The organism is Lactovum odontotermitis, from assembly GCF_054658595.1.
In genome coordinates this window covers 47,916-73,123 of record NZ_BAAGGQ010000011.1, presented here as the reverse complement: position 1 = coordinate 73,123, position 25,208 = coordinate 47,916, and the positions used below count along the sequence as shown (strand labels likewise).

Genomic DNA, 25,208 nt, shown 5'->3' with positions numbered 1-25,208 from the left:
CAAGTTTGTTCGCTTTTGACCAGTAAAAGAATTGAGTATTTTGTGAAATATTCTGAATTAAAAAAACCGACGAGAATTTTGTTCGTCAGTTAATTTTTTATCTCTTGACATTTGCCCTGCCAATGACATCTCCGCCGGCTGTTTCACGGTAATCAACGGTGAAATCGGTCAATTTGTCGGTCGTGTTTGTAAACACAATCATCACTGTTTTAGCTGAATCTGCATGCCTTGCCGAGACTAGGTCAATCTGGCCGATTTTCTCGCCGCCGTTTATGTTGTCGCCTGCTATTATTGTGAATTTGTAGGGGCACTCGACCTTTAGGTAGAGCAGGACTTCGAGTCCATCTGAGCGTATGAGGCCGACGGCGTGTCTTTGTACAAGTGTGACGGTGCCTGTGACGGGGGCAAAAATTTGGCTGCCGTCCACCGCGGTTGCGAAACCTTCGCCCATGATTTTGTGTGAAAAGACGGTGTCTGCGGCTTCTTCAATTTTGAAGATTTTTCCGGAAATCGGTGCGTAGAGTGTTTCGCATTTTTCTTCAAATCCGAACATGTTCGGGCTCCTTTATTACTGATTTTCTTTTGCAAGAAATTTCTCCGCGTCACCGGACAGTCGCGCATAGCGCAGGAATTTTGTCCGTGCATCGGCGGCAGTTTTAGCGTACAGGGCTTCGGCATGGGCGGCATTGACTTTTTTCAGGTTGGAAAATCGGCTTTGTTTCATGAGGAAATCGTGGATTTTGCTGAAGTCTGGTTGTTTGAAATCGAGGAGGAATGGGTTCTTGCCTGTTGTTTCAAGTTCGGGATTGTAGCGGTAGAGCTGCCAGTAGCCTGTCTCGACGGCTTCTTTGGCTTCGCCCAGGACTTGGTTCATGCCGCCGCAGAGGCCGTGGCTGATGCATGGCGTATAGGCAATAATGAGGCTCGGGCCTTTGTGTTTTTCTGCTTCGTCGAGTGCCCGGATGGTCTGCATCATGTTGGCGCCTGAGGCGATTTGCGCAACGTAGACGTTTCCGTAAGTCATTTCCATGAAGCCTAGGTCTTTTTTGGCGGAATGTTTTCCGCCCTGGGCAAATTGGGCGACGGCACTGGCTGGCGTGGCTTTTGACATTTGTCCGCCGGTGTTGGCATAGACTTCGTTGTCCATGACGAGTATGTTCACGTCTGCGCCTGAGGCAATGACGTGGTCAAGGCCGCCGAAGCCGATGTCATAGGCCCAGCCGTCTCCGCCGATGAGCCACTGGCTTGGTTTTACCAGCTGGTCGCGCCGCTCCCAGATTGAGGCGAGTTTTTCCGAGTTGTAGTGCTCGGCTGCAAGCGCCTGCTTCATTTTTTCGCTGCGTTCGCGTGTGCCTTCGGAGTCATCCATGTGGAGAAGCCAGTCATTTGTCAGTTTTTTTAATTCTTCAGACATGTCGGCTTGGGCTTCTCTGAGGTCTGCGGCGAGTTCCTGACGGCGTCTTGCTGAGGCCAGCCACATGCCGTAGCCGAATTCGGCATTGTCTTCAAAGAGCGAGTTTGACCAGGCGGGGCCGTAGCCCTCAGGATTCGTCGTGTAAGGTGTGGCTTGGGTACCGCCGTAGATTGAGGAGCAGCCGGTGGCGTTAGCCATCATCATCCGCTCGCCGAACATTTGGGTCAGGAGCTTGATATAGGGCGTTTCTCCGCAGCCTGCGCAGGCACTTGAGAACTCAAACAGGGGCTGATTGAACTGGGTCGCCACGACAGTTTTTCCGCGGGCGGGATTGGCTTTCTGCTTCAGAGTCATGGCAAAGGCCCAGTTGACTGCTTGGGCTTTTTGAGTCTCAGTGGGTACCATTTTCAGCGCCTTGCCTTTTTGCGGGCAGGCTTCGACACAGAGGCCGCAGCCGGTACAGTCCTCAACCGAGACTTGAATCCTGTACTTTAGGCCGTCTTCGCCTTTGTAGTCCAGGACTTTGAAGCCTTGCGGCGCGACATTCCATTCGTCTTTGTCCAGAAGAAAGGGGCGAATCGCAGCGTGCGGGCAGACAAAAGCGCAGCGGTGACATTTCACGCAGAATTCCGGGTTCCATTCTGGGACTTCAAAGGCCATTCCGTCTTTTTCATATGCAGCTGTGCCTGGGACTGAATCGCCCGTTGTCAGGCCGCAGTTGATGAGTTCCTGCACAGATAATTGGTCACCCTGTGCAGAATCGATTTTATCTAAAAAATTAAATGTCCATTTTTTGGGTGAAATCCCCGCTTTTGTTTGGACAGCCTGCTCATTTTCATCAGCCGTCAGCCAGCCGGACGGAATTTCCACCTGATGAATGGCTTTAACCGCGCGGTCCATCGCCTGAATATTCTGCTCGACCATGTTTTCAGAATATCTAGCGTATTTTTCCATGCCGTTTTTGAGCAGTTCATAGGCTTTTTCAAAGGGCATGACGTTGATGAGCTTAAATAGGACGGTTTTCATGACTGTGTTAATATGGACACCAAGTCCTAATTCTCGTGCGATTTTTGTTGCATCCACCGTATAAAATCGAATGGCGTTCTGGGCTAGGTATTTTTTGAGAGAATTCGGCAGTTTGCGCGCCAGCTTTTCGTCCGTCCAGCCGCTGTTGAGCAGGAATATTCCGCCGGGCTTTAGTCCTTTGATGAGGTTATATTTATGCAGATAGGCCTGGTTGGCACACTCGACGAAGTCGCAGCTGATTTCGGCATATTCTGATAAAATGGGACTTTTTCCGAAACGCAGGTGACTGACGGTTAGGCCGCCGGTTTTTTTCGAGTCGTATTCGGAAAAGCCTTGGACAAAATTGCTGGTGTTATCGCCGATGATTTCGGCTGTGGACTGGTTGGCGCCGACTGAGCCGTCTGATGCGTAGCCCCAGATTTTTATCTGATAGGTTCCTGCTGGGGTTAAGTCCAGTGGAGTCGGGCTTTCAAGGGATAGGCCGGTCACATCGTCTTTGATGCCGATGGTAAAATGGGTTTTGTTTTCAGGCTTTCTAAGTTCGTCAAAAACTGCGGCAATCTGCTCGGGATGCGTGTCTTTTCCGCCGATGCCGTAGCGTCCGCCGATGACTTTCAGATTGCGTGCATCATCAAAGAGGGCATTTCTTACGTCAAGAAAAAGCGGTTCACCACTTTCTCCGTTTTCTTTCGTCCGGTCAAGGACTGCTATGGCTTTCACGCTGTCCGGCAGTTTGCTGAGAAAATTTTCTTTGGGAAATGGACGATAAAGATGGATATTCAAAAGAGCGGTTTTACGTCCCTGAGCGTTCAGATAATCAACAGTCTGTCTGATTGTACCTGCGACGGAGCCCATGCTCACGATGATTTCCTCGGCGTCCGCGGTGCCGTAATAATCAATGAGGTCGTAATTGCTGCCTTGGAGGGCATTGATTCTGTGCATGTATTTTTGGACGATTTCTGGCAAAGCGTCATAATAGCTGTTTACGATTTCACGCTGCTGGAAATAGATGTCAGGGTTTTGGTTTGTCCCTGAGACCTTGGGATGGTCCGGATTCATGGCATGTGCCCGAAAATCTGCGAGTTTCCCATTATTCACGAGTGCTTTAAGACTCGCACTTTCTAGGACTTTGATTTTCTGTAATTCATGTGAAGTGCGCATGCCGTCAAAAAAGTTCAGGAAGGGTAACGATGTTTCAATGGCCGCTAGGTGTGCGACGGCTGACAGGTCCATCACCTCCTGGACGCTTGATTCGGCTAACATTGCGAAGCCTGCGGAGCGCACAGCCATGACGTCGGACTGGTCGCCGAAAATACTCAAGGCACTTGTCGTAACAGCGCGGGCGGCCACATGAATGACTGCCGGCAGAAGTTCGCCTGCAATTTTATACATGTTGGGCAGCATCAGGAGGAGACCCTGGGAAGATGTGCAAGTTGCGGCAAGTTTGCCTGCCTTAAGTATTCCATGGACAGTCCCGGCTACACCTGCCTCGGACTGCATTTCTATCACTTTTACTGTCTGACCCCAGAGATTCTTACGGCTTGCGACGGACCATTCGTCAATGTATTCTGCCATTGGAGAACTCGGTGTAATGGGGTAGACAACTGCAAAATCGGAAAAAGAATAGGCATTGTATGCGGCCGCCATATTTCCGTTCATTGTTTTCATATATGACATTTCTATCTCCTTTGGAAGAGCACTCGGCTTTTTCCCTACTTCTATTTATTAATATACAAGACTTTCAAAAACTTCTTTTCGAGGATTTGAAATGACGACTTGGTTAATCATAAGAGCTTCGTCTTTGGCTGCTTCCGCACCGGCAGTTATGGCAGAATGGCAGGCCGCTGTGTCACCGGTTACGACAACATATGATTTGCCGCACAGTCCAGTTGCCAGGCGCAGGGCCATGATACTGACGTCCGCTGCTTTGACGGCTGCGTCCGCAGCAATGATAGAGCCTGTGCAGGAGTAATATTCCAGTACGCCGACGGCATTTGTTTCATCGGGAATGACTTCTGTCTGGTTGATGCCTCTGATGACTTGTTCGTCGATGCGCGGCAGTACCAGGCTGCCGACTATGTAGGCAGAGCCGAGGCCGATTCCTTCATGGATGGACTGATTGACTGAGGCGGTGTCTCCTTTGATTAAAATGTAATATTTGCCGGGGCAGCTGGCTTTGGCGTAGATGAGCTCAACTTCTGCGGCTTTCAGCATGGCGTCTACTGTTTCGATTCCTTTGGCTATACTGTTTAGCTCTAAAAATCCTAGTGTATCTATAATCACAAGTCTACCTCCTACTTTTTGATATGGATAAGTTGTCCTGTGACTTTGACAACTTTTCCTGTGATGCTGGCGTGGATGTTGGCGCCGAGGGCTTTTTCCGGTTTCGCTGCGATGAGGCTGCCTTCTTCTACCCAGTCACCTTCTTTTACAACTGGGACGGAGGGTGCTCCGATGTGCATGCTTAGCGGGATGAAGACTTCGTCTGTCTGCAGGATTTTCATCTCGGTGAGTGTGTAGTCGGCGTACTGGGTCAGGCCCATTTTAATCAGGATGTTCTTGGGTGCGACGCCGCGGAAATCACGCATGGGGTCGGGGATAAACTCTGTCTGCTCAGTATGGTATTTTACACCGAGCTTCGCAAGCTCAGATTTGACATGCTTATTGACCTGCCTAGGGGAAAGGCCCATAGGGCATGCAATGACTTCACAGATGCCGCATTCGCTGCAGATTTGTGCATTGCGCAGAATTTCGGCACTGACGTCGTTATAGTCAATGTTGTCATAAGTGGGTGAGCCGCCGAAATAGCGCATGGTTTTATGAGGAAAGACAGGGTGTCCTAAATTTTGTCTTGGGCACATTTGTGTACATAGTGTGCATTGCATGCAGACGGATTTGGCTAATGTGAAAATCTGCTCAAGCGTCTGATGCTTCAGCTTGCTGAGATAACCTGAGTCTTCTTTTACAATCAGCCCTGACGTGGTTTTTGTCACCACTTTGTCGCCGAGTTCGTCCTGGTCAAAGATTTTGCCCATCATCGGGCCGCCGTCAATGAAAAGATAGTTTGAAAGTGGCGTTCCGCCGGCGGCTTCCAGGCATTTGTCAAACGGCGTGCCGATTGGAACATCCAGCAGAGTCGGTGCGCCCACTTCGCCTGTGACGGTCATTTGCTTGCGCGTAACGGGTTTCTGCTCAGCTGCCGCCTGATAAACATTGAACATTGTGGTGACGTTTGAAACGACACAGCCCACCATTAATGGGATACCGCCGGGCGGAACGACGCGTCCTGTGACTTCGTAAACCATGACTTGCTCATCGCCGGCCGGGTAAAAATTTTCCATGAGGTGCAGCTCAATGTCTGCATTCGCTTCGCTAATCGCATTCTCCAGGCTTCGGATTTCTCTGGTGTAATAATTTTTTGTGGCAATGACGGCGTGCTCGGCCTGGAGAAGGTTTTTGACCATCAGGATTGCCTGTACGACTTCCTTGGCGTGGTTGTCCATGACATAGTGGTCGTTTTTCAGGAGCGGCTCGCATTCTGCGGCGTTGATGATAAAATATTCGGCTGTGGCGTTGAGCTTGGTCTGAGTGGGAAATCCGGCTCCGCCTGCGCCGACGACGCCTGCATTTTCAATTTCAGTTAAGAGAGACATAAAATCACCTCGTGTTCACTTTTGTCTAATAATTTGACAGTCTGTGTAATTTGAATAAATAATAATTGCGTGCTCATCATCAGTGGAGCTGTCTGCTGTTGATGATGATGAGCAAATGGTAAAATTTTAGTTTGAGTTTTTTGGGATTACATTATTTTTTAATTTTCGGCAGAATTGCCTCTACCTGGTTATCAGGGCGCGGGATGACGTGGACGGAGATTAATTCTTCGACACGTTGTGCTGCGGCTGCTCCTGCATCAGTGGCTGCTTTGACGGCACCGACATCACCGCGTACCATGACGGTGACGAGGCCGCTGCCGATGTGCTCTTTGCCGATTAGTGTGACGTTGGCGGCTTTGACCATTGCATCTGAGGCTTCGATTGAGCCGATTAATCCTTTGGTTTCTACCATTCCTAGTGCTTCTTGCATGATTTTTCTCCTTGGAATAGCGTTCGCGCAAGCGCTCGGCCATTCTCTTTTTATTTTGTTTTTTGGCTTTGGTGTGTGATAAATTAATTATCTAATGTAGGCAGGATGTCTTCTACTTCTGTGTGCGGGCGTGGGATGACGTGGACGGAGATGAGTTTTCCTACGCGTTGTGCTGCGGCGGCTCCTGCGTCTGTGGCGGCTTTGACGGCGCCGACATCGCCGCGTACCATGACGGTAACGAGTCCGGCACCGCTGTATTCTTTGCCTATCAGGGTGACGTTGGCTGCCTTGACCATGGCGTCTGCTGCTTCGATTGAGCCGATTAATCCTTCGGTTTCAATCATTCCTAGTGCTTCGTATTGCATTGAATTTTCTCCTTTTTGTTTTATGTAAAGTTATCTTTTTAACTGAATTCAACAGGGCTGTTTCACATTTTAACTTATTCAGCGATGATTCGGATTTTATTAGTTCCGTTGGGGCAGAGGGCGTTGGCTTCTTCGATGTCGAGGTGGCAGTCGAGTTTCGAGGTGTTGGTGACTCGAATGATGGTGTTTCTCAGGATGCCGCCGCGGACGCCTTCAAGTTCGATTGAGACGTTCTGGTGGTCGACGACGCCGTAGTATTCTGCATCGCTCGGCAGCATGTGGACATGGCGTTTGGCTACCATGACGCCTGAGTCAATCGCAACGGAGCCTTGAGGGCCGACGATGGTGATGCCGGGTGTGCCTGCGAGGTCTCCGGAGAGTCGAATCGGTGCTTTGACGCCTAATTTGAAGCAGTCAGCGGCAAAGATTTCTACTTGGGTCTGCTCACGCAATGGGCCTAAAATTCTGACGCCGTCGATTCTTCCTTTGGGTCCGCAGAGTGTGACTGTTTCTTTGCTGGCGTACTGTCCGGGCTGAGACAAGTTCTTCAATATGTGGAACTGGTAGTTCTCGCCGAATAAGATGTCTGCTTCCTGTTTTGCCAGGTGGATGTGGTGGTTGGACACGCCCAGCGGCACGCTGAAGCCTCTTTCTATCACGGAGCCTTTTATTTCTGTGGCTTCTTCGGTTGAGACTTGTGAGGTGCCGGAAGCGCCTGGAGCTCCAGTGGCTCCGAAATTCCCTCCGCCTGACAGCTGTTCTGTCAGTATTCTCAGTACTTCTTCAAAATCTTCCATTTTCCTGCCCCTTTCTATTTATTCTGCAGGCTGCCGAGGACTGCGCGGACGATGTCTTCGCTGGCTGATGATGTTGTTGTAATCGGCTGGGCTTGATTGGCTGCGCCGTTCTCGAATTTTTCCTGGATTTCCTGCGGCGATTCTTCTAAGATGCTGATGCTCTTGCAGTCAGCGGCTGTTGTGCAGCTTGTTTGTTTTTCGCTGGCTGCGAAGTAGTCTTTTGCAAGCGGGGTGACTGTGGTGACTGCTTTTGAGCTTCTTGGCAGTGACTGGAAGACTTGGTCGTTCTGCACGAGTGTTGAGAGGTCTTTGAGGCCGTAGGCGACGGTTTTCAGGTTCATGAGGTGTTTCGGTCCCACGTTCTCAGAGACTGAACTGCCTCCGTCTGTGCCGCAGCCTAATGTGAAGGCTATCGGCAGGCCTGTGCTTAATCCTGTGCCGCCCTGTGTACCGCCTGTGTTGATGAGGATTCTTGAGGCTGGTTTCATTGCGAAGCGGAAAATCATCTCGGGGTCGTTGGTGTGTAAGCTCATCGTATGGCCAATGCCGTTTTGTAACAAGCTGATACTGAGATGACAGGCTTCTTCCCAGTCTTTCACGACGTAGAAGGCTAGGACTGTGGTTAGTTTCTCGTAGGAGAGGGGGTTGCCTTCGCCGACGCCGTCCTGGCGCCCGATGAGGAGTTTTGTGCCGGCTGGGACGCTGATGCCGGCGTCGTGTGCAATTTCTGCGGCTGCGCGTCCGACGTATTTTGCGCTCATGGCGTGACCGCCGTTTTTGAATAGGAGCGCGCAGACTTTGTTTGTTTCGTCTTCGCTCATGAAGTAGCCGCCTTGGGCGATGAATTCACGGACGACTTCTTCCATGTTGCCTTCTTCGCAGATGACTGATTGCTCGGAGGCGCAGATGGTGCCGTTGTCGAAGGTTTTGCTGGCTACGATGTCTGCGACTGCCTTGTGTACGTCGGCGGTTTTTTCGATGTAAGCGGGTGAATTACCGGCGCCTACGCCGATGGCTGGCTTGCCTACGCTGTAGGCGGATTTGACCATGCCGGGGCCGCCTGTAGCGATGATGAGGCCGACTTCTTTGGCGTGCATCAGTTCGTTGGTTGCGGCCAGCGACGGTTGTGAGACGCAGCCGATGATGTCTTCCGGAGCACCTGCGGCGACGGCGGCTTTGCAGAGGAGCTGCGCGGTTTCGTAGCAGCAGCGTTTGGCTGCGGGGTGCGGGCCGAAGACGATGGCGTTGCGGGCTTTGATGGCAATCATTGATTTATAGATGATGGTCGAGGTCGGGTTTGTGGACGGGGTCACACCAAGTATGAGTCCAATCGGCTCGGCAACGCTGAAGGTTTTCAGCTCCTTGTTTGAGGAGATAATCCCGGTTGTTTTCTGGTCTTTGATTTCGTCGTAAAGCAGTTTGGCGGCCATGTGATTTTTGTAGGCTTTGTCTTCGACTTTTCCGAAGCCTGTTTCTTCAACGGCGAGTTCTGCGAGGTAGAAGGCATTTTCTTCGATGATTTCTACCATGCTTTGCAGAATTCTGTCAATCTGGTCGTGGGAGTAGGCCGAGATTTTTTCTGCAGCGACGGCGCCTTTGCGGGCCAGATTTCTGCTTTCTTGTATTGAGCAAAGGTCAACGTCTATTGTTTCTGTTCCCATTTATTTTCTTCCTTTCTTTTGAAATTTAAATGTCTTTTAGCCTTCTGTGAGCTCCGAGACGAGTATTTCAATCAATTTTTTCTTTGTGATTTTTGCTAAGTCAGGAACGTCAATTTCATGGGCTTCGGTGAATTTTCTCAGCTCTGCTAGGGTTGTTTCTTCTAAGCGTTCTTGAATGGCTGTCTTGTCTTTGGAGGCGATGGCTTCTTCTAGGCTTATGGGCTCTTTAGCTGCCGTCTTCTCTTCGTCTTGACTTTCATCAGGGGTTACTTTCGTTTCTTTTTTCAGGATACCTTCGAGCTGTGCGTCTGGTCTAGGAATAACGTGGGTTCCGTACAGGAGATTGTCTCCTAGCTTTTCAACTGCGCTTTTTGCTGCATCAACAGACGCTTTTGCTGCGGCCACATCACCGACAACACTAATCATTATCAGACCGCCGGTGACGTGATTTTTGTCCAAAAGACGGACATCTGCGGTTTTCAGCATGACATCTGCCGCTTCAATTGCGGCGAGTGTACCTTTTGTTTCTATCATTCCAAGTGCTTGCATTCTGGCTGCCTCCTTACATCAGGTCTGCCCAATTGGATGGGTAGGTCGTGTAGAAGATTTTGGCATGGTTCGGTGAGCCCCAGACGACTTGTGAATTGGCTGGGACGAAGACGACGTCGCCTGGGTTTGCGCAGTACTGCTTGCCGTCTATGGTCACGCAGAGTGTGCCTTCGATGACGTAGTCAATTTCTTCGTAAGTGAGTTTCCAGTCGAAGCTGGAGTGGTCAATGCTCAGGAAGCCTGCGCTCATTTTGGATTCGTCTTTGCCGACGACTTCCTGGAAATGAACGACGGCGTCTTTGTTCCCGGTGTCAAAATCATCCATTCTGACGCTTTTTCCGTCGACGACTTTCAAGCCGTTGGAATGGGCGCAGGCTTTGAATGGCGGCTGCTGAGCGCCGTTTGTCTGCAAGTCATCTTCCAGCCAGTTTTTGAAGACTTGGTGAATGTCGTCAACTGAGACATTCTGCTGGGCGAGAAGCTGGCGCAGGCCTGTTAGTATGCTTGAGCTTTCTGATTTTCCAGTGCTGCTGCATTCTGGCGCACAATTTCCTGTGCTGCAGTTTCCAGTCTCGCAGCACTCCTGGAAATTGATGTTATATGTTTTGGCCAAATCTCTTGCAGACGGTGTGATAATCGTGCCGCAGGCAATCTGACAAACATTTTTTCCTTCCTTGTGCAGATTTTCGATATCTGCGTTACAAATAAGCTGAGACATTTATTATTCCCTCCTATTTTGGTAAATGCTCTGATGATGATTTTCTCTTAACCTCATCATAATTTTCGTCCACGATTCCAACGACTGCGGCATCAACCGGGACATTGTCGTCTTCCATCATTCGTCTTGCACTGGAGCCTTCAACGATAATCACCCGGTCTCCAATACCTGCGCCGATGTAGTCAACCACAACCAGCATTTCTCCGGCGCGGCTGCCGCCTTTTATCTCGGCCAGAAGAAGCTTCATGCCCTCTAGGAGCTCTGATTTTCTGGTGGCCCAAATCGTGTCAACGAGTTCTGCTACTATCATTTCATCCTCCTTCTACATGATTTCTTCACTGCAATTCATGGCGATGCCAATCGGCGTGACGAACATCGGATTTTTCGGCTTTATCGTCTTGATGCCAGTCGCTGCTTCAACGACTTCCTCAATTCCAGTCAAACAGCTCGTGCCGCCGACCAGATAAAGCTCTTTGACATCGTAGCCGTCAATGTTCCGGAGAATAATCGAGGCAATTTTTTCAATCACAGGTTTTAGCACTGCAAGCAGCTCCTTGTGATTTTTCTTGTCTCTCTTGAAAAGCTCCGCTTCCGGGAAGGGCAAATGGTATGCACCTGAGACGACCAGCGAGAAATGCGTTCCTCCGGTTGCCTCATCGACTACTTTGACGACCTTTCCATCTTTAAGAATTGAAATGCCTGTTGTGCCGCCGCCAATGTCTACGATTGCCCCATTTTCCAAGTGAACAATGGTGTTCGCAGCCGTCGGCTCGTCCAGCAGTGCAGTTAATTCAAAGCCGGCTGACTGAACAACGTTTCTAATTGCTCCGCCGTCCAGAGCTATAGTCCCAGGAGGAATCGCAGCCGCTGCGTAAAGCAGCTCTGTGTCCAGCTCCTTTTCCAGCTTGCTTTTCATTTCCCTAACGATTTGAATCGCCCCAATGTAGTCAACCACCATGCCGTCGCGGATAACATCCGCATACTGGTAGCTGCCTGCCACGATATTGTGCTTGTCATCAGTGACGACGAGCACGATGCAGGCGGTTCCCAGGTCGACACCGGTCAGATAAACCTCAGAAGTGCCCTTAACCGGCTTTTTCACGTCCTTTTCAAACTCTGAAACATAGTCGTCGCAGCTTTTAATTTTCATAACCGCTCCCTTCTAGATAATGAGCGATAAGCTGAGCGATAAAGTCGCTAAAGCTCCTAAAGTCCACTTTTCTTTCGCCAGTGACGTGAAGCTCGATTTTTTTCATTTTGAAATACAATGAATAAAGCACTGTTAGAATGACACCGTTGGTAGACTGAAGATACATGGAAACCGAGGAGAGCCTGTCTTCCAGCCATTTTTCATCCACTGCCCGGGCTGGCTGCGGCGGCTGCGGCAACGTGAACGCACAGCCTTGCGAGAACAGGGAGAGACACTCTTGAAGCGCACACAGTTCTTGCGCCAGCAAAAGGTCTGTCTTTTCTGTCTGCGCAGCTGAGTTCAGGATTTCGCTGCGTAACAGCAGCCAGTCAAGCGCCGCCAGACCATCTTCATTACTCTTCCCCACTGAAATGGGGTCTTTGTTTTTCTTCAAGACATCTTTTTGAAATTTCTCTTTCTCTTCTTTCTCATCAATGATTTTTATTTTTCTATCAATGAGAAACTGCCGCGCGCCTGGTGTTAATCGTGTTTCTCCAGTCACGGTGAAATCGTCAAATGGATGTTCCTGATATTTTAATCTTAAATCATATTCTGTCAGAAATTTCATAATGTTCTCTTTTCGTCATAACAAACTCCGATAAATTTCCTCGACTTCTTTGCGTGCCGGTGTTCGGGGATTTGTGCTGGTACAGTCATCTGCCAGTGCCCGCTCAACCATGTCCGGAATTCTGTCCAGAAAATCATTCCTGTCAATTCCAGCAGCCGTGACCGTTTCCGGCATGTTCATTTCATGCATCATCGAGCGAATCCCGTCTATCAATGCAATCGTTTTTTCTGTCGAATTCAAGCCCGTCAGACCCAGTAGTTCCGCCGCTCTCGCATAGCGGTTCAGCGTATAATTTTCCTGAGCACTCGCACATCTCGCATTGTAGCGGATAATATGCGGCAGAAGAATGGCGTTCAGACGACCATGTGCTACATGGAAGAATGCGCCCATTGCGTGCGCCATGCCGTGACAGAGGCCAAGACCCGCAGCGTTGAAGGCAATCCCAGCCAGCGACGACGCATTGTGCATGCGCTCTCTGGCATAGACATTTTCACCCGTATTGTAGGTTTTCACCAAATAATTCCAGACTATCTGCATTGACTTCTCCGCACAGGCATCCGTGAAATCATTGGCGCCAGTTGCCACATATGCTTCCAGACAATGTGTCATCACGTCCATTCCCGCATCCGCTGTGACCACTTTAGGAACGCCTAAGGTGAACACGCTGTCCAGAATTGCAATATCTGCCAGCAGTGAATCATCCAGCAGAGGAATTTTCTGATTGTTCTTCGAATCAGAAATCACCGCAACAGATGTCATTTCGCTGCCAGAGCCGCTTGTAGTGGGAATCGCTACCAGACAAGGCTGAGGCACTTTCATCGATTCCGCATAAACTTTCCGGATTGACTTGGCCGAATCCATTGCCGAACCGCCGCCGAAAGCAATCACTGTGTCCGGCTGGAACAAACTGATTTCAGCGAACCCTTCAGAGACGACTTCAATCGTCGGATTAGGCACCACTCTTGAAAAAATTTTGTAGTCAGCAGCTCTTTCATTCAGAGCCCCTGTCACTTCGTCAATCAGTCCGCTTTCAACCATAAAAGGGTCACAAATGATGTAGGCTTTCATAATCGGCAGCTCAGCAAGAGCTTTGATTGCACCGTGCCCGAAGAAAAATTTTGGTTTTAGACTGAATTCATTCATTTTGACTTTCCTTATCTAGTGTTTTTATTGCGCTCATAAGCGGCTGCAGACTGTTCTCATTGCTGAAATCAACGATGAAACGCCTGGCCACACCTGCATCCTTTAACTCTTTTTGACAAGCCTGAATGGCCTGGGCATTTTCAGCTTTTTTTACATCAACACTCACCACTCCAAACACCGGAATCAGAAGAGAAGAAACACAATGAGGCGGATAAGTATTTTTCTTTTTACCCGTTCCCAGCATCATGACAGCCAGATAAGCCGTCTGCTGCGCCGCGATGATGTGCTTGAACATCCAGGGACACTCAATATAAGAGCTCGGAACATGAATCGTCTGTTCATAATAGACAATATTGCCCGGAAACGAGCTAATTTCCCGTTTCTCCAGATAGCTGACCAGCTCACTTTTTCCGCTGTTTCGGGGGCCAATGACCATAATTCGTTTTTTCATCATGAGCGAGACAAAGCCATGGCAGAAAAGCCGAGCGAATCATGCAGAAAGCTTACCACAGCCTGCAGAGCCGTCTCAACACTCTCTACATCCCCGTTTATCAGGACAGAGCCAGTAAAACGGTCCAGAAACGCAATCTCGACATTCGCAGCCTTGCTAGCCACATCTGCCGCGATAATGGCCGACTCATAAGGCGTCAGAGCCAGAATCCCAATCGCGCCACGATGCTCAATTCCCAGACTTTCATAAACCGACAGAATCGGCGAAGCAATCACATGTGCAAGCGTCACTTGTTTTCCTGGAACAGATTCCTCAATAAATCGCTGTATTTTCTCTTCTGATGAGATTTTATCTGCATCCATAAAAACCTCCTTAATTGAGCTCATCTCCGCTCCATAGCGGGCGTGCTTCACATCTTATGTAACTGAGTTCAGCACGCCTGAAGCTAGGAAATTAGATAAATCGGAACCTGCCTGCGGCAGAACCGCGATTTCCTAAATTTCTACGCTCCATAGCGGGCGTGCTTCACATCTTAATGACGAATCACATTAACTGGAAAATTATAAGCTGAAATCCAGCCTTCAATTCTGTCCAAATCTTTTTCTGACAGGCTCGGGTCTCCCTCAATCTGATAATCTATTCCCAGCTGCTTATATTTATTCACGCCTAATTTGTGATAAGGAAGCAGGTCAATTCCCTGAAAATTCGGAAAATCCTTGTATGGTGTCAAAAAGTCAATCACTGCTTGAATTTCTTCATGACTGTCGTTAATTTCCTTTAACATCGGCATGCGGATTTTGATATTGAATCCGCCTTTCAGCAGCTCCTCAGCATTATGCAGAATTCTTTCATTTCCCACGCCGGTCAATTCATTGTGGCGCTTCGAATCCATCTGCTTGATATCATATAGGAAAAGGTCAACATATTCTGCAATCGCCAGCATCTTCTTGGTCGGCGTGAAACCGCAGGTTTCAATGGCTGTATTCAGCCCGTCTTCTTTACAAGCTCTGAGCAATGCCAGTGCACCGTCTTGGGCCGTACATTCACCACCGCTCAGCGTCACACCGCCGCCGGAAATATCATAGAAAGCGTCATCCTCGTGAATGATTTTCAGCAGCTCTGGGATGGTTTTCATTTCCCCAACCATCGTGACCGCACCACGCGGACAGTCCTCAGTCTTGACCTCTGTCGGCTTTTTCTCCAGCTTTCTTATATCAATCGGATGCTCCTCATCGTCAGCCGCGAAACAAATCTGCCCCAGCGGGCAAGTCGCAGCACAGGCCGCATGAGGCGTACAAAGCGTCTCTTTATACATGATGTCCGGATGAAAAGAAAGTGCCTCAGGATTTGCGCACCACTTACAGCGCACAGGACAACCTTTGAAAAAGATAATCGTACGAATCCCCGGACCGTCATAAACATTGTATTTCTGGATATTACTGACCATGATTTGACGCTCATGAGTACTCGTTGTTTCTGTTTTCATTTCATTCCTTTCGTTGGGCAAGGGGCTCCGCCATAGGCCGTTGAATGACATTCACACAGCACTATGGCCGCGCCTCGCTTTTAACTTTCCTCTCGGAATGTAACTGAGTTCAACACGCCTGAAGCTAGGCGATTAGATAAAATGGAACCTGCCCTGCGGGCAGAACCGTATTTTCCTAAATCGCTACGCTTCAAAACGGGCGTGTTTCACATCTTAAATATCCGTCAGCATCGTCCGAGAAATAATCTCATCCTGAACATCCTTGCAAAGTTCAACGAAGAAAGCACTGTAGCCAGCCACACGGACAATCAGGTCACGATACTGGTCCGGATGTTTCTGAGCTTCAATCAGCGTATTATTGTCCAAATAGTTGAACTGCATTTCGCCGTTCCCCAGAATACTTGCGGTTCTCAGCAGATTAATCAGACTCTCGCGGCCCTGAGGATTTTCCAGAAGTCCAGCCATAATCTTGAAATTATGCACCAGACCAATGTTCATATTGTCATTCGCCATCTTGGAAACAGACTTGATAATAGCCGTAGGGCCTTTAATGTCCATACCCTGTGATGGAGAAATACCGTCAGACAGCGGCTTGCCAGCCTTACGCCCGCCGGCGCTTGCGCCTGTCATCTGTCCAAATGGCGTATTGTTGGAAATTGACAAAGTCCCGTGACTCAAAACTGAATAAAGTGTCCGGTATTTGCGATGCTCTTCTTCCGTAAAGTTAATCAGGTCACCTGCAATCAAGTCAGCATAGTCATCATCATTGCCGTATTTAGGCGCTGCCAGACAATCTGCAAGTACTGAGTCATAACCGTCAAAGTCAGCCACCAGCGCACGGTTGAGCTCTTCCAGAGTATATTTCTTATCATCAAAGACAAGTTTCTTGATAGCCGCCATAGAGTCTGTATAAGTTGCCAGACCTGACCAGACAACACCAGGACCGAAGTTGTACATGGCACCGCCGGCAGAAACGTCTTTACCGTGCTCCATACAGCCCTCAAACATGATGGACATCAGAGGTTTAGGCGCCACATCGCGATGGACACGCTGCGAAATAACAGTACCGACAGCCGTCCACTTTGTAATATATTTAATCTGCTCTTTGACCGCTGCATCGAATTCTTCATAAGTCTTAAACTGGCTCAGCTGACCGAGGTCAGGCGTGACCTGCTTGCCGTACCAGAGCGGAACACCGTGATTGAGCACCAGCTCAATACAAATCGGCCATTGTGTATAAGACGTTGAAGTCCATTGATAGAGACGTCCGGATTTCTGCGGCTCTACACAGCCCATCAGACAGTAATCACGCGCATCTTCAATCGAAACGCCCTTAGCCAGCATCATTTTAATATGTGTATCGTCAAAGTGACAAGCCGGGAAACCAATTCCCGCACGGACAACATCGACAATCTTCTCCAGATATTTCTTCGGCGACTTGTTATTGATACGGCAGGCCAATGACGGCTGGTAAATCTTGACATGACGCACTGCATCCATCAGCAGATAAGTCAGCTCATTCGTTGCATCCCGACCGTCACGTGTAATGCCGCCGACGCACATATTGACAAAGGGCTGGTAGCCGGCAAAGAATTCTGAACCGCCTTGACTGGTAATCCACATCATTTCCGACATCTTAATCAGCATACAGCCGGCCAGCTCAAAGGCCTGATACTTGTTCATGCGGCCTTCGTCCAGGTCTTTCCTGAAGTAAGGGTACATGTACTGGTCGACACGGCCGATTGACATACCCGTCTGGTTTTCTTCAACAACCAGAAGAGATTCAATGGTCCAGACAGCTTGTATCGCCTCCCAGAATGTTTCTGGTTTGCGAGCAGGCACATGCGCATTGATGCGTGAAATTTCTTCGAGCTCAGCTTTGCGCTTTGGATTCGATTCTTTCGCGGCTAACTGTGCTGCATATTCTGACATGCGGCGTGCATATGCCATAACGCCCTCGGTTGTATCAATGATGGACTTGTAGAAATAAATCTTCTCCAAATCATCCGGATTGCCGTAATCCAGTTTCTTCAAATGCTCCTGGGCTTCCTGCTGAATGTCAAGCATGCCTTTTTTCATCAAGATAACATCGTAACCAGGGTTGGAATCGCCGCCGCCGTTAATCTGGTGATAAGAGCAGTCAGAGACGAATGACTCGCCAGAGAGCTCCCACATGCCGGACTCGCGGTACTGGTCTTCACAGATTTCATCCAGTGAGCGTCCCTCCCAGAATGGGAACAGCTCTTCACGCATGACCTTTTTGTCAGCGTCCGAAATGTAGAACGGGTCTTGAGGACGAGTGCCGATGGTATCAATTTCGTCACGCATCCAGCGCCAGGCAATATCAGGCGAAAACGCACCTGCACGCGGCGCACCGCAAGGGGCACCAACAATCAGCTCATTGTCCTGAATGACCAGCGGAGCCGTTTCACAACTCTTGCGGAAAGCCTTCGCACGCAGTTCAATTTTCGGCATGCCGGGATTCTTCCTTGCAATCTCCGTCATGACGCGTGCGCGATAAGTCGTGATGGACGGAACCTGTTTCAGGTAATTGTCCTTCAAAGCCTTCAGTCTTGGCGTCATCCCGTCGGGAACATCTGTTGAGCCGTCATTGTCGAAAGCAACATGAACAGTTGCCTCATCATCTCCAGTGATTTTTTCTGAAACAGATTCGAACATTTTTGCTAAAGACTGTTTTTCATTAGGCGTCAAGTCTTTCGTCGCCTCAGCCAGTTTAGCCTGAAATTCTTTCATATCCATTGATATTTTCTCTCTCTTTCTACAAAGAATCTATCTTTGCATTATTTTTTAGACAAATAGTTCCAAAACTTTATTAAGTGTATCTTGCGAAGCATGACTGTCATTACTTCCAGAATCTTCCGAAGCAAAGCCAGCATTTTTAACATAAGTAAGGTCTTTCGGGGTAATATTGCCAGCACTCTGACCTCGCCCAGTGGAGATACCCCCGAGCAGCATGGACGGAGGCAAATTCGACACAAGTCCCGTTGCTGCAAAGACAGTCGGCGCGTTTACAATCACCCGTCCCACCGGTTTCTTCAGAACAAACTCTCTGATAACCTGCTCATTCCTGGAATGAATCGTCAAGGTATGTCCCATTTTTTCTTCCCGCAGAATATTCAGGCATTTTTCACAGGCATGCAGCCAGTCAGGCTCCTGATAAAAGGCAATGAGCGGGCAGGCAAGCTCTTCATTGTAGACACTGTCCTCACACATGTAATCCTGCAGAGAAACAAGCACCAGTGTGCCTGCGGGCACATTTATCTGCGCCTTTTCAGCCAGCCAGAGAGCCGTTTTACCGACATAATTATTGACTTTCCAGTCTTTCGAAACCTTGATGAAAGCAAGTAAGCGCTTTTCCTCCTCATTATTCATGAAATAAGCACCATACTTTTTCATGAAAGTTTTCACTTCTTCCACCACAGAATTTTCAACCACCAGAAACTGCTCTGCAGCAGGCAGAATGCCATGATTAAAAGCACGACTCTCAACCACATCCTGGGCCGCCTTTTCCAAATCCGCCGAATGCTCAATAAAAACAGGACTTGAGCCGACACCGCCGTAAATAAACGGTTTACTGTTCTTGTCATTTCCATGCGCATACTCCGGACGACCAACGTCCAGAATCAGTGCCGTATAAGGATTATTCATCATTTCCTGCACCGCAAGCGAAGTCACCGTACTGACACAAGCAATCGCGCCAGTTGGCAGATGCGCATCCGCAGCCATTTTAGACATCTCGTCAATAATACGGAAAACCGACTCTTTACTCTTTTCATTCGGCAGAAAAACCACTGTATTTCCTGACTTAATCGTAATGAGTACAATATTTGCAAGCAGCGCCAGCGTCGTTGTCTCAGGCAGAATCACACCAAGCACGCCAAGCGGCATGCCGACAGACATTTCACGCGCCTGCACACTTCCTTCCAGCAGCCCCACATACTTCTGACCTTGAATTTTCTCTTTAAACGCCTTGAGAAATTGCGTACAAAGCTGAGTTTCAGCCTCCGGGCAGCCCACGGCACTCTCATCTGTCAGCTCCGTCGCAAAACGACTGATATTCAGCGAGAGTTCCCGCATCACAGCCGAAGAAATTTTGTCCAGCTCGTCAGCAGAATACTGATTGAGCATCAAGAAGGCCTGCTGTGCATTCTCCAGAAGATTTCTCGTTTCTTGAATTGAGCTTAAGTCTTTATCAATATATTGCATAAACTTTACCTCCCGAAACTGCATTCGAGCGTGCACTCGGCCAAATAGGGTGAGCGTATTTGACCCTGGTTTCTTTATTCTTCATTGTCTGCCGCCTCATCTGCCTCATTCGTTTCATCCATCGCCGGCAGCAGAACCTCTAAGGCATAACGGTCAATAATCTTATTCAGCTCCTGTCGCGGTCTCGGGATAACGACAGAGCTGTAAACCTCTGCGCCCATATCGTTGACCGCTTTCACACCCGCTGTCACTGCCGTTTCACAAGCATCAACATCGCCCTGTACAATCACAGAAATATAACCTGAGGCGACATTTTCATAACCGATGACCTTCACATTGGCAGCCTTTACCATCGCATCAGCTGCTTCAAGTACAAAAACCAAACCAAAAGTTTCTATAGAGCCAATGGCCTGATAATTTTCCATCTGAACTCTCCTTTCTCTATAATTATTTTAATTGAGTTCAGCACGCCTGAAGCTAAAGAATTAGAAAAGCAGGCTGTTGCGGCTTCAGCCGCTTACAGATCGCTTTCCCCACCACCGTGGGATAAATCGGAACCTGCCTTGCAGGCAGAACCGCGATTTCCATAATTCTTACGCTTCAAACCGGGCGTGCTTCACATCTTTTATGAGTCAATATCGTGAACCGAGACGATATCGCCCACCGCTTGAATCGGCCGAGGCATAACATTCTGCGCCGTCAATTTGCCGATTGCCGCTGCAGCATGTGCACCGGCATCAACAGCTGCTCTCACAGCCGCTACGTCTCCAGTTACCATAATCGTCACCAGAGTTGAGCCGATATTTTCATAAGAAATTAGTTTCACATCTCCGGCTTTCAGCATCTTGTCCGCCGCATCCAGCGCCGGGGTCAGTCCAATTGTTTCAATCAACCCCAGAGCTTCACCACCGTAATATCTCATTTCTAGTCCTTCCTCTATTTAATATAGCTGTTAATCATGGCTTTGCCCTCTTCAGGCGCCCGGTAATAAACCCGCAGCTCACCCTTGTCATCCTGGTCAAACCTTGTCTCTTCCAGAATGGCATTGGCCTCAGCCGTCATCAGCGCTTCAATCAACGCTTTCTTTTTAAGCGCCTTGAAACTTCCATAATCCTTTTTCAAAGCAGCAATGACATCGTCCGCACAAGCCTCGTCCACAACAGTAAAATATTTTAAAATCGCATAATTAAGCGGCCGCATGAGAATCCTCCTTTTTTCTGAAGAAATCCAAAGGATTAACAGCAATAAAGAAGATACCGATTACCATGACAACTGCAGCAATCCAGGCAATCGCCGGCAGACCCCAGCCCTTTTGGCCAAAGCCGATACCAAGAACAATCCAGCAGAAGAACGGCCCCCAGAACGAATAGGCGCCATTACAAGCCATACCAAGCGCCGCACCGCACATACTATTTCCCTTGTACCAGAGACTATAAGCAAAGACCGCAAAGAAACCGCTAATTGCAAAGAAAATCATCGCCGGCCCGCTGCTGATTGCCTGACCAATCAGCTTGAGCGAAAGACCAAAATTACCGCCCATCGCACACATAACAGGCACCAGAATAATAAGATTTGTCAAACCAGAAGTCGTCTGACGAATCGTAATCCCGATTTCATAATCAATCAAAGACGTGCCGTAACCGGCAATACAGCCCTCAATTCCCCAGCCCAGCGCCGCAATCAGTGCAATAATAACACCGAGAAAACGTCCGCTCGGCGCATCCGAGCCAATACTCGTACTACCAATCATGAAGCTCGCCGCCACACAAACAATAATCCCGAAGACCATCCTGCCATTCAGCTTCTGCTTGAACAGAACACGGCCAAGCACCGCACCAATCGCCGGACAAAGCGCCGTAATCGGAATCACAATTGAGCCCGCCATCTGCATCGCTACCACATAAGCCGTACTCGCAATCGGACCGCCAATCAGCGCCGCACAAATCATGACGACACCTGGCTTCGTTTTCAAGCAGCGGAAGAAATCCTTCAATTTTCCCTTCCCCGCCGCAATAATCCAGCACCAGACCGCACTACAAGTATCATTAATCGCACTGCCCAAAGCACCCAAAACATAAGTCACCACAAATGCCGACAACGCCTTTTGTGCAGGGTCATACCACTGACTCCAGACACCAGTTCCAGTTGCCTTCATCAGAAAAGCAGAATAAAGCCCATAGCACATACCCGACAGAACCGCAATAAACACACCCTTCTTGAAAAAGTCCGAAGACAACTTTCTCTTCGCATTCAACAAATCACTCGTCGCCAAATTAGGATTCGAGCTTGAAACCGTCGCTTTTTCCATACAAATTCCCCCTTCCTGACTCGTTAAATCCGAGGCAAAATTTCCTCAACCTCAGTGTGAGGACGAGGAATCACATGAACAGAAACCAGATGACCGACCCGTTGAGCAGCCGCCGCACCCGCATCCGTCGCAGCCTTCACAGCACCGACATCCCCGCGTACCATCACAGTTACCAGCCCCGCTCCGCTATACTCCTTACCAATCAAAGTGACATTCGCCGCCTTAACCATTGCATCTGCAGCTTCAATTGAACCAATCAAACCTTTCGTTTCAATCATACCAAGTGCATTTTCCATTTGCTACCTCCTAGTAATAGCGCTCGTCTTAAGACTCAGCTATTCCCGTTTTTAATTTTTGTAAAGCTAACTCGCGAAATTAGCTCCGCTGATTAGGAATAGGATTCCCTTTCATCATTTTCATTGTAAGCCTTTCCATTATGTTAAAGTCAACAGCTTTTTGATATTTTTTACGATTTTTTTAGTAAAATTTAGAAAATTTAAACAGAAACCCAGGGAAATAAAGGGCTTACATTCGCAAAAAAACATAAATTTTTCACCATTAACCCATTTCTTTCAGCCAGTCAACCTATTCCCAGCCCAAAAAAGCCGAAATTCCACAATAAAAACCTTATCCTAAGGACAAAGTTCTTCCATTTTCTCGCAAAAAAGACTCAATACCAAGTTATTAGCCGCAAACCATTTGAGTATATGCAAAACATCTATAAATTTTCAATCTCAACAAACAAAATCTCCGATTCAGCTGCAAAGCCATATCTCTCAATGGTATTTGCACATTCCCTCATCTCCTCTTTTCCAGATTCATTTCCTTGCAAAAAGCGATAATGCGCTTCATGATAAACCAGCAGAATTCTTTCATAGAAAAAGTCAATGGAAATACCGACTTCTTTAACGTGGTTGAGATACTTCCGAGCCTGCCACAGTTCATTATAGCGCAGCCAAGCATCAACAAGATTCAATAACATCCTAATAACCATTTGCTGGTTAATGTGAAGAGATTTATAAAACTTTGTCTTATTCAGTATTATTTCCCCGTAATGTTGGAGTGAGTTTTTATCAAAGAAATATAAACAATTTCCAAATATCCAAAGCTCATATCGTCCCCAATCATCTACAGAATCAAGATAATCAGCCAAAAATCTCACATCTTCTACAAGGGGCTTACTTTTCTGCGCCAAAGCGAGAACAGCTCTTGAAACAAGCCGATTAATCCGAATAAATTTATTAGTCTCTTCCACTTCTGCACTCACCTCCCAGAGCTGGACAAGACTTTTTAATTTCTTTATGTCTTTTCTTGCATAAGCAATAGCCATCTCCCTCTGAAAGCCTAAATCATCCGTCGCTTCATAGTCATTATAAAGATGCTGAAATTCGTCTAAAAAAATCTGGGAATTACTTAAAATCGTAAAGAATTTTTCAACACTGATGCTATTCTCCCCCTTTTCAAGGCGAGTAAGCATGGATTCTGAAAACTTTCCTCCAGTCATCTGTTTTAGAGTTAACTTCTTATTATCTTTTATCGTCTTAACAAGCTGTCCAATTTTCGGGTCAATTCTCTTTTTCATCTATCTCCTTAGTTGTTTGCATATACTCAAAAGTTTTCTCAATTGTATAAATAATATTATACAATACAAACACAGACAAAGATATTCTGAACTATAGATATTGAACACATGGAGGTCAATTGTGAAAAAACGTTTTCTATTCTATTTAATCTTAGAAAGTTATCATTTTATTTTATGCTGCGAAAAAACACAAATTTCAGAAACCTGTTTTTAGGCGGTTTATTCACCAACTTCGGCGACAGCCTCGTTTATATTGTCTTCATGTGGATACTTTATGAAATCACCAAAAACTCTTTATACACCGGCATAGCAGCCTTCTTTTTCTCCCTTCCAACCGTCATCGGAATCTTTTGGGGACCGGTTGTAGACCGTTTTGATAACAGAAAGCTCTTAAAACGCTGTGCACTTTTTTCTTTAATTGGTCTTTTCCTCTTGCTTGCCTTGACATTAGTGCTTGGAATGAATCCTCTGGTGATTTTAACTTTTATTCCTATTCTTGCCTTTTCAACAGAATTGACCTATCCGATTGGCGAGAACCTTTTGCCGAAAGTCGTGAATAGACACGACCTAACAAAGGCGAATTCACTGATTATGGCTGCGAGCACTGGAGCGGACCTCCTGTTCAACGCAATTTCTGCATTTATTCTTTCTTTTCTAGCTTTTGAGCATTTGCTTCTCTCAATGCTCTTTGTCATGGCAGGCGCTTATTTTTTCTTCCGACGTGTTCACTATCATCACAGCAGGTCAGAAATTACTGAAGCGGAAGATGAAGGTTCAGCGACTTATTTTCAAGACTTAAAAGAAGGACTGAGTTTCGTCAAGCAGCCGCTGGTGCTACTTTTACTCGCCCCCCTAGTTTTACTGAACATTGTCTATGCCATTTTTTATGTCGCCCTGCCTGAATTTGTCAATCTCTATTTTGACCAGGCAAGCATTTACGGCATCATTTTGACCCTATTCGGCGTCGGCTCACTGCTCGGGACAATGCTCAGCGACTACCTTTCATCAAAAATCAAAATCGGCCATCTGGTAAGCAGTTGTTATTTCACCGCAGGCGTGTTGTGGACACTTGCGCTGGTCGCTTTACAACTCCGCTGGTTTATTTTTGCCGCATTCTTTGCAGTGATTTCAAGCATGGCCAACGGAGTGGTGAATGTGACCTACGCCGTTCTTTTTCAAAAATTGCCAGATGAAAACATGATTGGACGCGTCCATACAATCAACATGACACTTGTCTGCAGCGCCATGCCCGTCGCGTCACTCTTAGGCGGCTTCCTGGTCGAGCAGTTCGGCTCTTTCCAAGTGATTTTATACTCAGGTCTTTCGCTGGCACTTATCTCAGCACTGGTACTACTAAGCAAGCGTTTCCGAAAACTTCCGCTGGTTCTTGAATTAGAAAGTGTAGAGCATTACAATTAAAACATCTTCCTTTATTCCTGTCAGACGCAGTCAATTATTGTCATATCTTTTCTTGATACAGCGTTTACTGAGCATTTAGGCATCGGAATATTTGGAAATTACGCGTAAAAGATATCACAGAATAAAAAAATCCTTTACAGCGCTTTCATTCCATGTTATAATAAAATTATCAAGAGAAAAAAGGTAGGCTGATACCACATAAAATCGGAACAAGTACTCAGA

At 47.7% G+C, this 25,208-nt stretch carries 26 protein-coding genes; 1 reads left to right on the top strand and 25 read right to left on the bottom strand.

All coding sequences use genetic code 11. The features are described 5' to 3' along the window. Positions 1–97: 97 nt before the first annotated feature. The 25 genes from ACYQ2E_RS07405 to ACYQ2E_RS07285 all read right to left on the bottom strand — a co-directional run bounded on the left by ACYQ2E_RS07405 (position 98) and on the right by ACYQ2E_RS07285 (position 23,567). Positions 98–553 carry a PTS glucose transporter subunit IIA gene (locus ACYQ2E_RS07405; RefSeq protein ID WP_460017431.1) on the bottom strand — a complete coding sequence of 152 codons (456 nt, stop codon included), beginning with the start codon at positions 551–553 and terminating at the stop codon, positions 98–100. Between the two features lie 15 nt (positions 554–568). Beyond that, the gene (nifJ, locus tag ACYQ2E_RS07400) at positions 569–4,117 is read right to left on the bottom strand and encodes a pyruvate:ferredoxin (flavodoxin) oxidoreductase (protein WP_460017430.1); all 3,549 of its coding nucleotides are present in this window, start codon (positions 4,115–4,117) and stop codon (positions 569–571) included. A 48-nt stretch (positions 4,118–4,165) separates the two neighbouring features. After that, the gene (locus tag ACYQ2E_RS07395; protein ID WP_460017429.1) at positions 4,166–4,723 is read right to left on the bottom strand and encodes a BMC domain-containing protein; all 558 of its coding nucleotides are present in this window, start codon (positions 4,721–4,723) and stop codon (positions 4,166–4,168) included. 11 nt (positions 4,724–4,734) lie between these two features. Continuing rightward, positions 4,735–6,093: a 4Fe-4S dicluster domain-containing protein gene (locus ACYQ2E_RS07390; protein WP_460017428.1), complete on the bottom strand. Its 1,359-nt coding sequence runs from the start codon at positions 6,091–6,093 to the stop codon at positions 4,735–4,737. A 151-nt stretch (positions 6,094–6,244) separates the two neighbouring features. Beyond that, positions 6,245–6,526, bottom strand: coding sequence for a BMC domain-containing protein (locus tag ACYQ2E_RS07385; protein ID WP_460017443.1), 282 nt, complete (start codon positions 6,524–6,526; stop codon positions 6,245–6,247). A gap of 80 nt (positions 6,527–6,606) precedes the next feature. Next, positions 6,607–6,888: a BMC domain-containing protein gene (locus ACYQ2E_RS07380; protein ID WP_460017427.1), complete on the bottom strand. Its 282-nt coding sequence runs from the start codon at positions 6,886–6,888 to the stop codon at positions 6,607–6,609. A gap of 74 nt (positions 6,889–6,962) precedes the next feature. Further along, on the bottom strand, positions 6,963–7,685 hold the full coding sequence (locus tag ACYQ2E_RS07375) for a phosphate propanoyltransferase (RefSeq protein WP_460017426.1): 723 nt from the start codon (positions 7,683–7,685) through the stop codon (positions 6,963–6,965). Between the two features lie 14 nt (positions 7,686–7,699). Next, complete coding sequence (locus ACYQ2E_RS07370) at positions 7,700–9,346, bottom strand: acetaldehyde dehydrogenase (acetylating) (protein WP_460017425.1); 1,647 nt, start codon at positions 9,344–9,346, stop codon at positions 7,700–7,702. Between the two features lie 36 nt (positions 9,347–9,382). Then, positions 9,383–9,895, bottom strand: coding sequence for a BMC domain-containing protein (locus ACYQ2E_RS07365; RefSeq protein ID WP_460017424.1), 513 nt, complete (start codon positions 9,893–9,895; stop codon positions 9,383–9,385). Between the two features lie 13 nt (positions 9,896–9,908). After that, complete coding sequence (locus ACYQ2E_RS07360) at positions 9,909–10,613, bottom strand: cupin domain-containing protein (protein WP_460017423.1); 705 nt, start codon at positions 10,611–10,613, stop codon at positions 9,909–9,911. Positions 10,614–10,626: 13 nt separating this feature from the next. Further along, a complete protein-coding gene (locus ACYQ2E_RS07355; RefSeq protein ID WP_460017422.1) occupies positions 10,627–10,923 on the bottom strand; it encodes a EutN/CcmL family microcompartment protein in 297 nt (98 codons plus the stop codon). A gap of 12 nt (positions 10,924–10,935) precedes the next feature. Next, complete coding sequence (gene eutJ / locus ACYQ2E_RS07350; protein ID WP_460017421.1) at positions 10,936–11,763, bottom strand: ethanolamine utilization protein EutJ; 828 nt, start codon at positions 11,761–11,763, stop codon at positions 10,936–10,938. Continuing rightward, positions 11,753–12,370, bottom strand: a complete 618-nt coding sequence (locus ACYQ2E_RS07345) for a hypothetical protein (protein WP_460017420.1) — start codon at positions 12,368–12,370, stop codon at positions 11,753–11,755. The genes eutJ and ACYQ2E_RS07345 overlap by 11 nt, the downstream gene beginning before the upstream one ends. Before the next feature lie 15 nt (positions 12,371–12,385). Beyond that, the gene (locus ACYQ2E_RS07340; protein ID WP_460017419.1) at positions 12,386–13,513 is read right to left on the bottom strand and encodes a 1-propanol dehydrogenase PduQ; all 1,128 of its coding nucleotides are present in this window, start codon (positions 13,511–13,513) and stop codon (positions 12,386–12,388) included. Further along, a complete protein-coding gene (locus ACYQ2E_RS07335; RefSeq protein WP_460017418.1) occupies positions 13,506–13,967 on the bottom strand; it encodes a EutP/PduV family microcompartment system protein in 462 nt (153 codons plus the stop codon). Before ACYQ2E_RS07335 ends, ACYQ2E_RS07340 begins: the two co-directional genes overlap by 8 nt. Continuing rightward, positions 13,964–14,326, bottom strand: coding sequence for a BMC domain-containing protein (locus ACYQ2E_RS07330; protein ID WP_460017417.1), 363 nt, complete (start codon positions 14,324–14,326; stop codon positions 13,964–13,966). Before ACYQ2E_RS07330 ends, ACYQ2E_RS07335 begins: the two co-directional genes overlap by 4 nt. 170 nt (positions 14,327–14,496) lie before the next feature. Further along, the gene (gene cutD / locus ACYQ2E_RS07325) at positions 14,497–15,450 is read right to left on the bottom strand and encodes a choline TMA-lyase-activating enzyme (RefSeq protein WP_460017416.1); all 954 of its coding nucleotides are present in this window, start codon (positions 15,448–15,450) and stop codon (positions 14,497–14,499) included. Positions 15,451–15,663: 213 nt separating this feature from the next. Continuing rightward, complete coding sequence (gene cutC / locus ACYQ2E_RS07320) at positions 15,664–18,210, bottom strand: choline trimethylamine-lyase (RefSeq protein WP_460017415.1); 2,547 nt, start codon at positions 18,208–18,210, stop codon at positions 15,664–15,666. A 48-nt stretch (positions 18,211–18,258) separates the two neighbouring features. Next, positions 18,259–19,677 (bottom strand): aldehyde dehydrogenase family protein, encoded by a 1,419-nt coding sequence (locus ACYQ2E_RS07315; RefSeq protein ID WP_460017414.1) that lies wholly within the window; start codon positions 19,675–19,677, stop codon positions 18,259–18,261. A 74-nt stretch (positions 19,678–19,751) separates the two neighbouring features. Next, positions 19,752–20,102, bottom strand: coding sequence for a BMC domain-containing protein (locus tag ACYQ2E_RS07310; RefSeq protein ID WP_460017413.1), 351 nt, complete (start codon positions 20,100–20,102; stop codon positions 19,752–19,754). A 200-nt stretch (positions 20,103–20,302) separates the two neighbouring features. Continuing rightward, positions 20,303–20,599 (bottom strand): BMC domain-containing protein, encoded by a 297-nt coding sequence (locus tag ACYQ2E_RS07305; protein WP_460017412.1) that lies wholly within the window; start codon positions 20,597–20,599, stop codon positions 20,303–20,305. A gap of 14 nt (positions 20,600–20,613) precedes the next feature. Beyond that, entirely contained in the window at positions 20,614–20,877 is a 264-nt protein-coding gene (locus tag ACYQ2E_RS07300) for a hypothetical protein (RefSeq protein ID WP_460017411.1), read from the bottom strand. Further along, a complete protein-coding gene (locus ACYQ2E_RS07295; protein ID WP_460017410.1) occupies positions 20,864–21,985 on the bottom strand; it encodes a hypothetical protein in 1,122 nt (373 codons plus the stop codon). Before ACYQ2E_RS07295 ends, ACYQ2E_RS07300 begins: the two co-directional genes overlap by 14 nt. A gap of 23 nt (positions 21,986–22,008) precedes the next feature. Then, entirely contained in the window at positions 22,009–22,281 is a 273-nt protein-coding gene (locus ACYQ2E_RS07290; RefSeq protein ID WP_460017409.1) for a BMC domain-containing protein, read from the bottom strand. A gap of 422 nt (positions 22,282–22,703) precedes the next feature. After that, the gene (locus ACYQ2E_RS07285) at positions 22,704–23,567 is read right to left on the bottom strand and encodes an Rgg family transcriptional regulator (RefSeq protein ID WP_460017408.1); all 864 of its coding nucleotides are present in this window, start codon (positions 23,565–23,567) and stop codon (positions 22,704–22,706) included. Between the two features lie 174 nt (positions 23,568–23,741). Between ACYQ2E_RS07285 and ACYQ2E_RS07280 the strand changes: the two genes are divergently transcribed. Beyond that, positions 23,742–24,986, top strand: coding sequence for an MFS transporter (locus tag ACYQ2E_RS07280; RefSeq protein ID WP_460017407.1), 1,245 nt, complete (start codon positions 23,742–23,744; stop codon positions 24,984–24,986). Positions 24,987–25,208 lie beyond the last annotated feature (222 nt).

Coding starts and splice junctions, on each gene's coding strand:
- ACYQ2E_RS07345 (WP_460017420.1), bottom strand. CDS start 12,370: ATGAAATTTCTGACAGAATATGATTTAAGATTAAAATATCAGGAACAT.
- ACYQ2E_RS07375 (WP_460017426.1), bottom strand. CDS start 7,685: ATGGAAGATTTTGAAGAAGTACTGAGAATACTGACAGAACAGCTGTCA.
- ACYQ2E_RS07340 (WP_460017419.1), bottom strand. CDS start 13,513: ATGAATGAATTCAGTCTAAAACCAAAATTTTTCTTCGGGCACGGTGCA.
- nifJ (WP_460017430.1), bottom strand. CDS start 4,117: ATGTCATATATGAAAACAATGAACGGAAATATGGCGGCCGCATACAAT.
- ACYQ2E_RS07315 (WP_460017414.1), bottom strand. CDS start 19,677: ATGCAATATATTGATAAAGACTTAAGCTCAATTCAAGAAACGAGAAAT.
- ACYQ2E_RS07360 (WP_460017423.1), bottom strand. CDS start 10,613: ATGTCTCAGCTTATTTGTAACGCAGATATCGAAAATCTGCACAAGGAA.
- ACYQ2E_RS07405 (WP_460017431.1), bottom strand. CDS start 553: ATGTTCGGATTTGAAGAAAAATGCGAAACACTCTACGCACCGATTTCC.
- ACYQ2E_RS07305 (WP_460017412.1), bottom strand. CDS start 20,599: ATGAGATATTACGGTGGTGAAGCTCTGGGGTTGATTGAAACAATTGGA.
- ACYQ2E_RS07290 (WP_460017409.1), bottom strand. CDS start 22,281: ATGGAAAATGCACTTGGTATGATTGAAACGAAAGGTTTGATTGGTTCA.
- cutD (WP_460017416.1), bottom strand. CDS start 15,450: ATGAAAACAGAAACAACGAGTACTCATGAGCGTCAAATCATGGTCAGT.
- ACYQ2E_RS07365 (WP_460017424.1), bottom strand. CDS start 9,895: ATGCAAGCACTTGGAATGATAGAAACAAAAGGTACACTCGCCGCAATT.
- ACYQ2E_RS07380 (WP_460017427.1), bottom strand. CDS start 6,888: ATGCAATACGAAGCACTAGGAATGATTGAAACCGAAGGATTAATCGGC.
- ACYQ2E_RS07300 (WP_460017411.1), bottom strand. CDS start 20,877: ATGCGGCCGCTTAATTATGCGATTTTAAAATATTTTACTGTTGTGGAC.
- ACYQ2E_RS07330 (WP_460017417.1), bottom strand. CDS start 14,326: ATGGATGCAGATAAAATCTCATCAGAAGAGAAAATACAGCGATTTATT.
- cutC (WP_460017415.1), bottom strand. CDS start 18,210: ATGGATATGAAAGAATTTCAGGCTAAACTGGCTGAGGCGACGAAAGAC.
- ACYQ2E_RS07390 (WP_460017428.1), bottom strand. CDS start 6,093: ATGTCTCTCTTAACTGAAATTGAAAATGCAGGCGTCGTCGGCGCAGGC.
- ACYQ2E_RS07355 (WP_460017422.1), bottom strand. CDS start 10,923: ATGATAGTAGCAGAACTCGTTGACACGATTTGGGCCACCAGAAAATCA.
- ACYQ2E_RS07335 (WP_460017418.1), bottom strand. CDS start 13,967: ATGATGAAAAAACGAATTATGGTCATTGGCCCCCGAAACAGCGGAAAA.
- ACYQ2E_RS07280 (WP_460017407.1), top strand. CDS start 23,742: ATGCTGCGAAAAAACACAAATTTCAGAAACCTGTTTTTAGGCGGTTTA.
- ACYQ2E_RS07310 (WP_460017413.1), bottom strand. CDS start 20,102: ATGGAAAATTATCAGGCCATTGGCTCTATAGAAACTTTTGGTTTGGTT.
- ACYQ2E_RS07285 (WP_460017408.1), bottom strand. CDS start 23,567: ATGAAAAAGAGAATTGACCCGAAAATTGGACAGCTTGTTAAGACGATA.
- eutJ (WP_460017421.1), bottom strand. CDS start 11,763: ATGAAAATTAAAAGCTGCGACGACTATGTTTCAGAGTTTGAAAAGGAC.
- ACYQ2E_RS07295 (WP_460017410.1), bottom strand. CDS start 21,985: ATGGAAAAAGCGACGGTTTCAAGCTCGAATCCTAATTTGGCGACGAGT.
- ACYQ2E_RS07370 (WP_460017425.1), bottom strand. CDS start 9,346: ATGGGAACAGAAACAATAGACGTTGACCTTTGCTCAATACAAGAAAGC.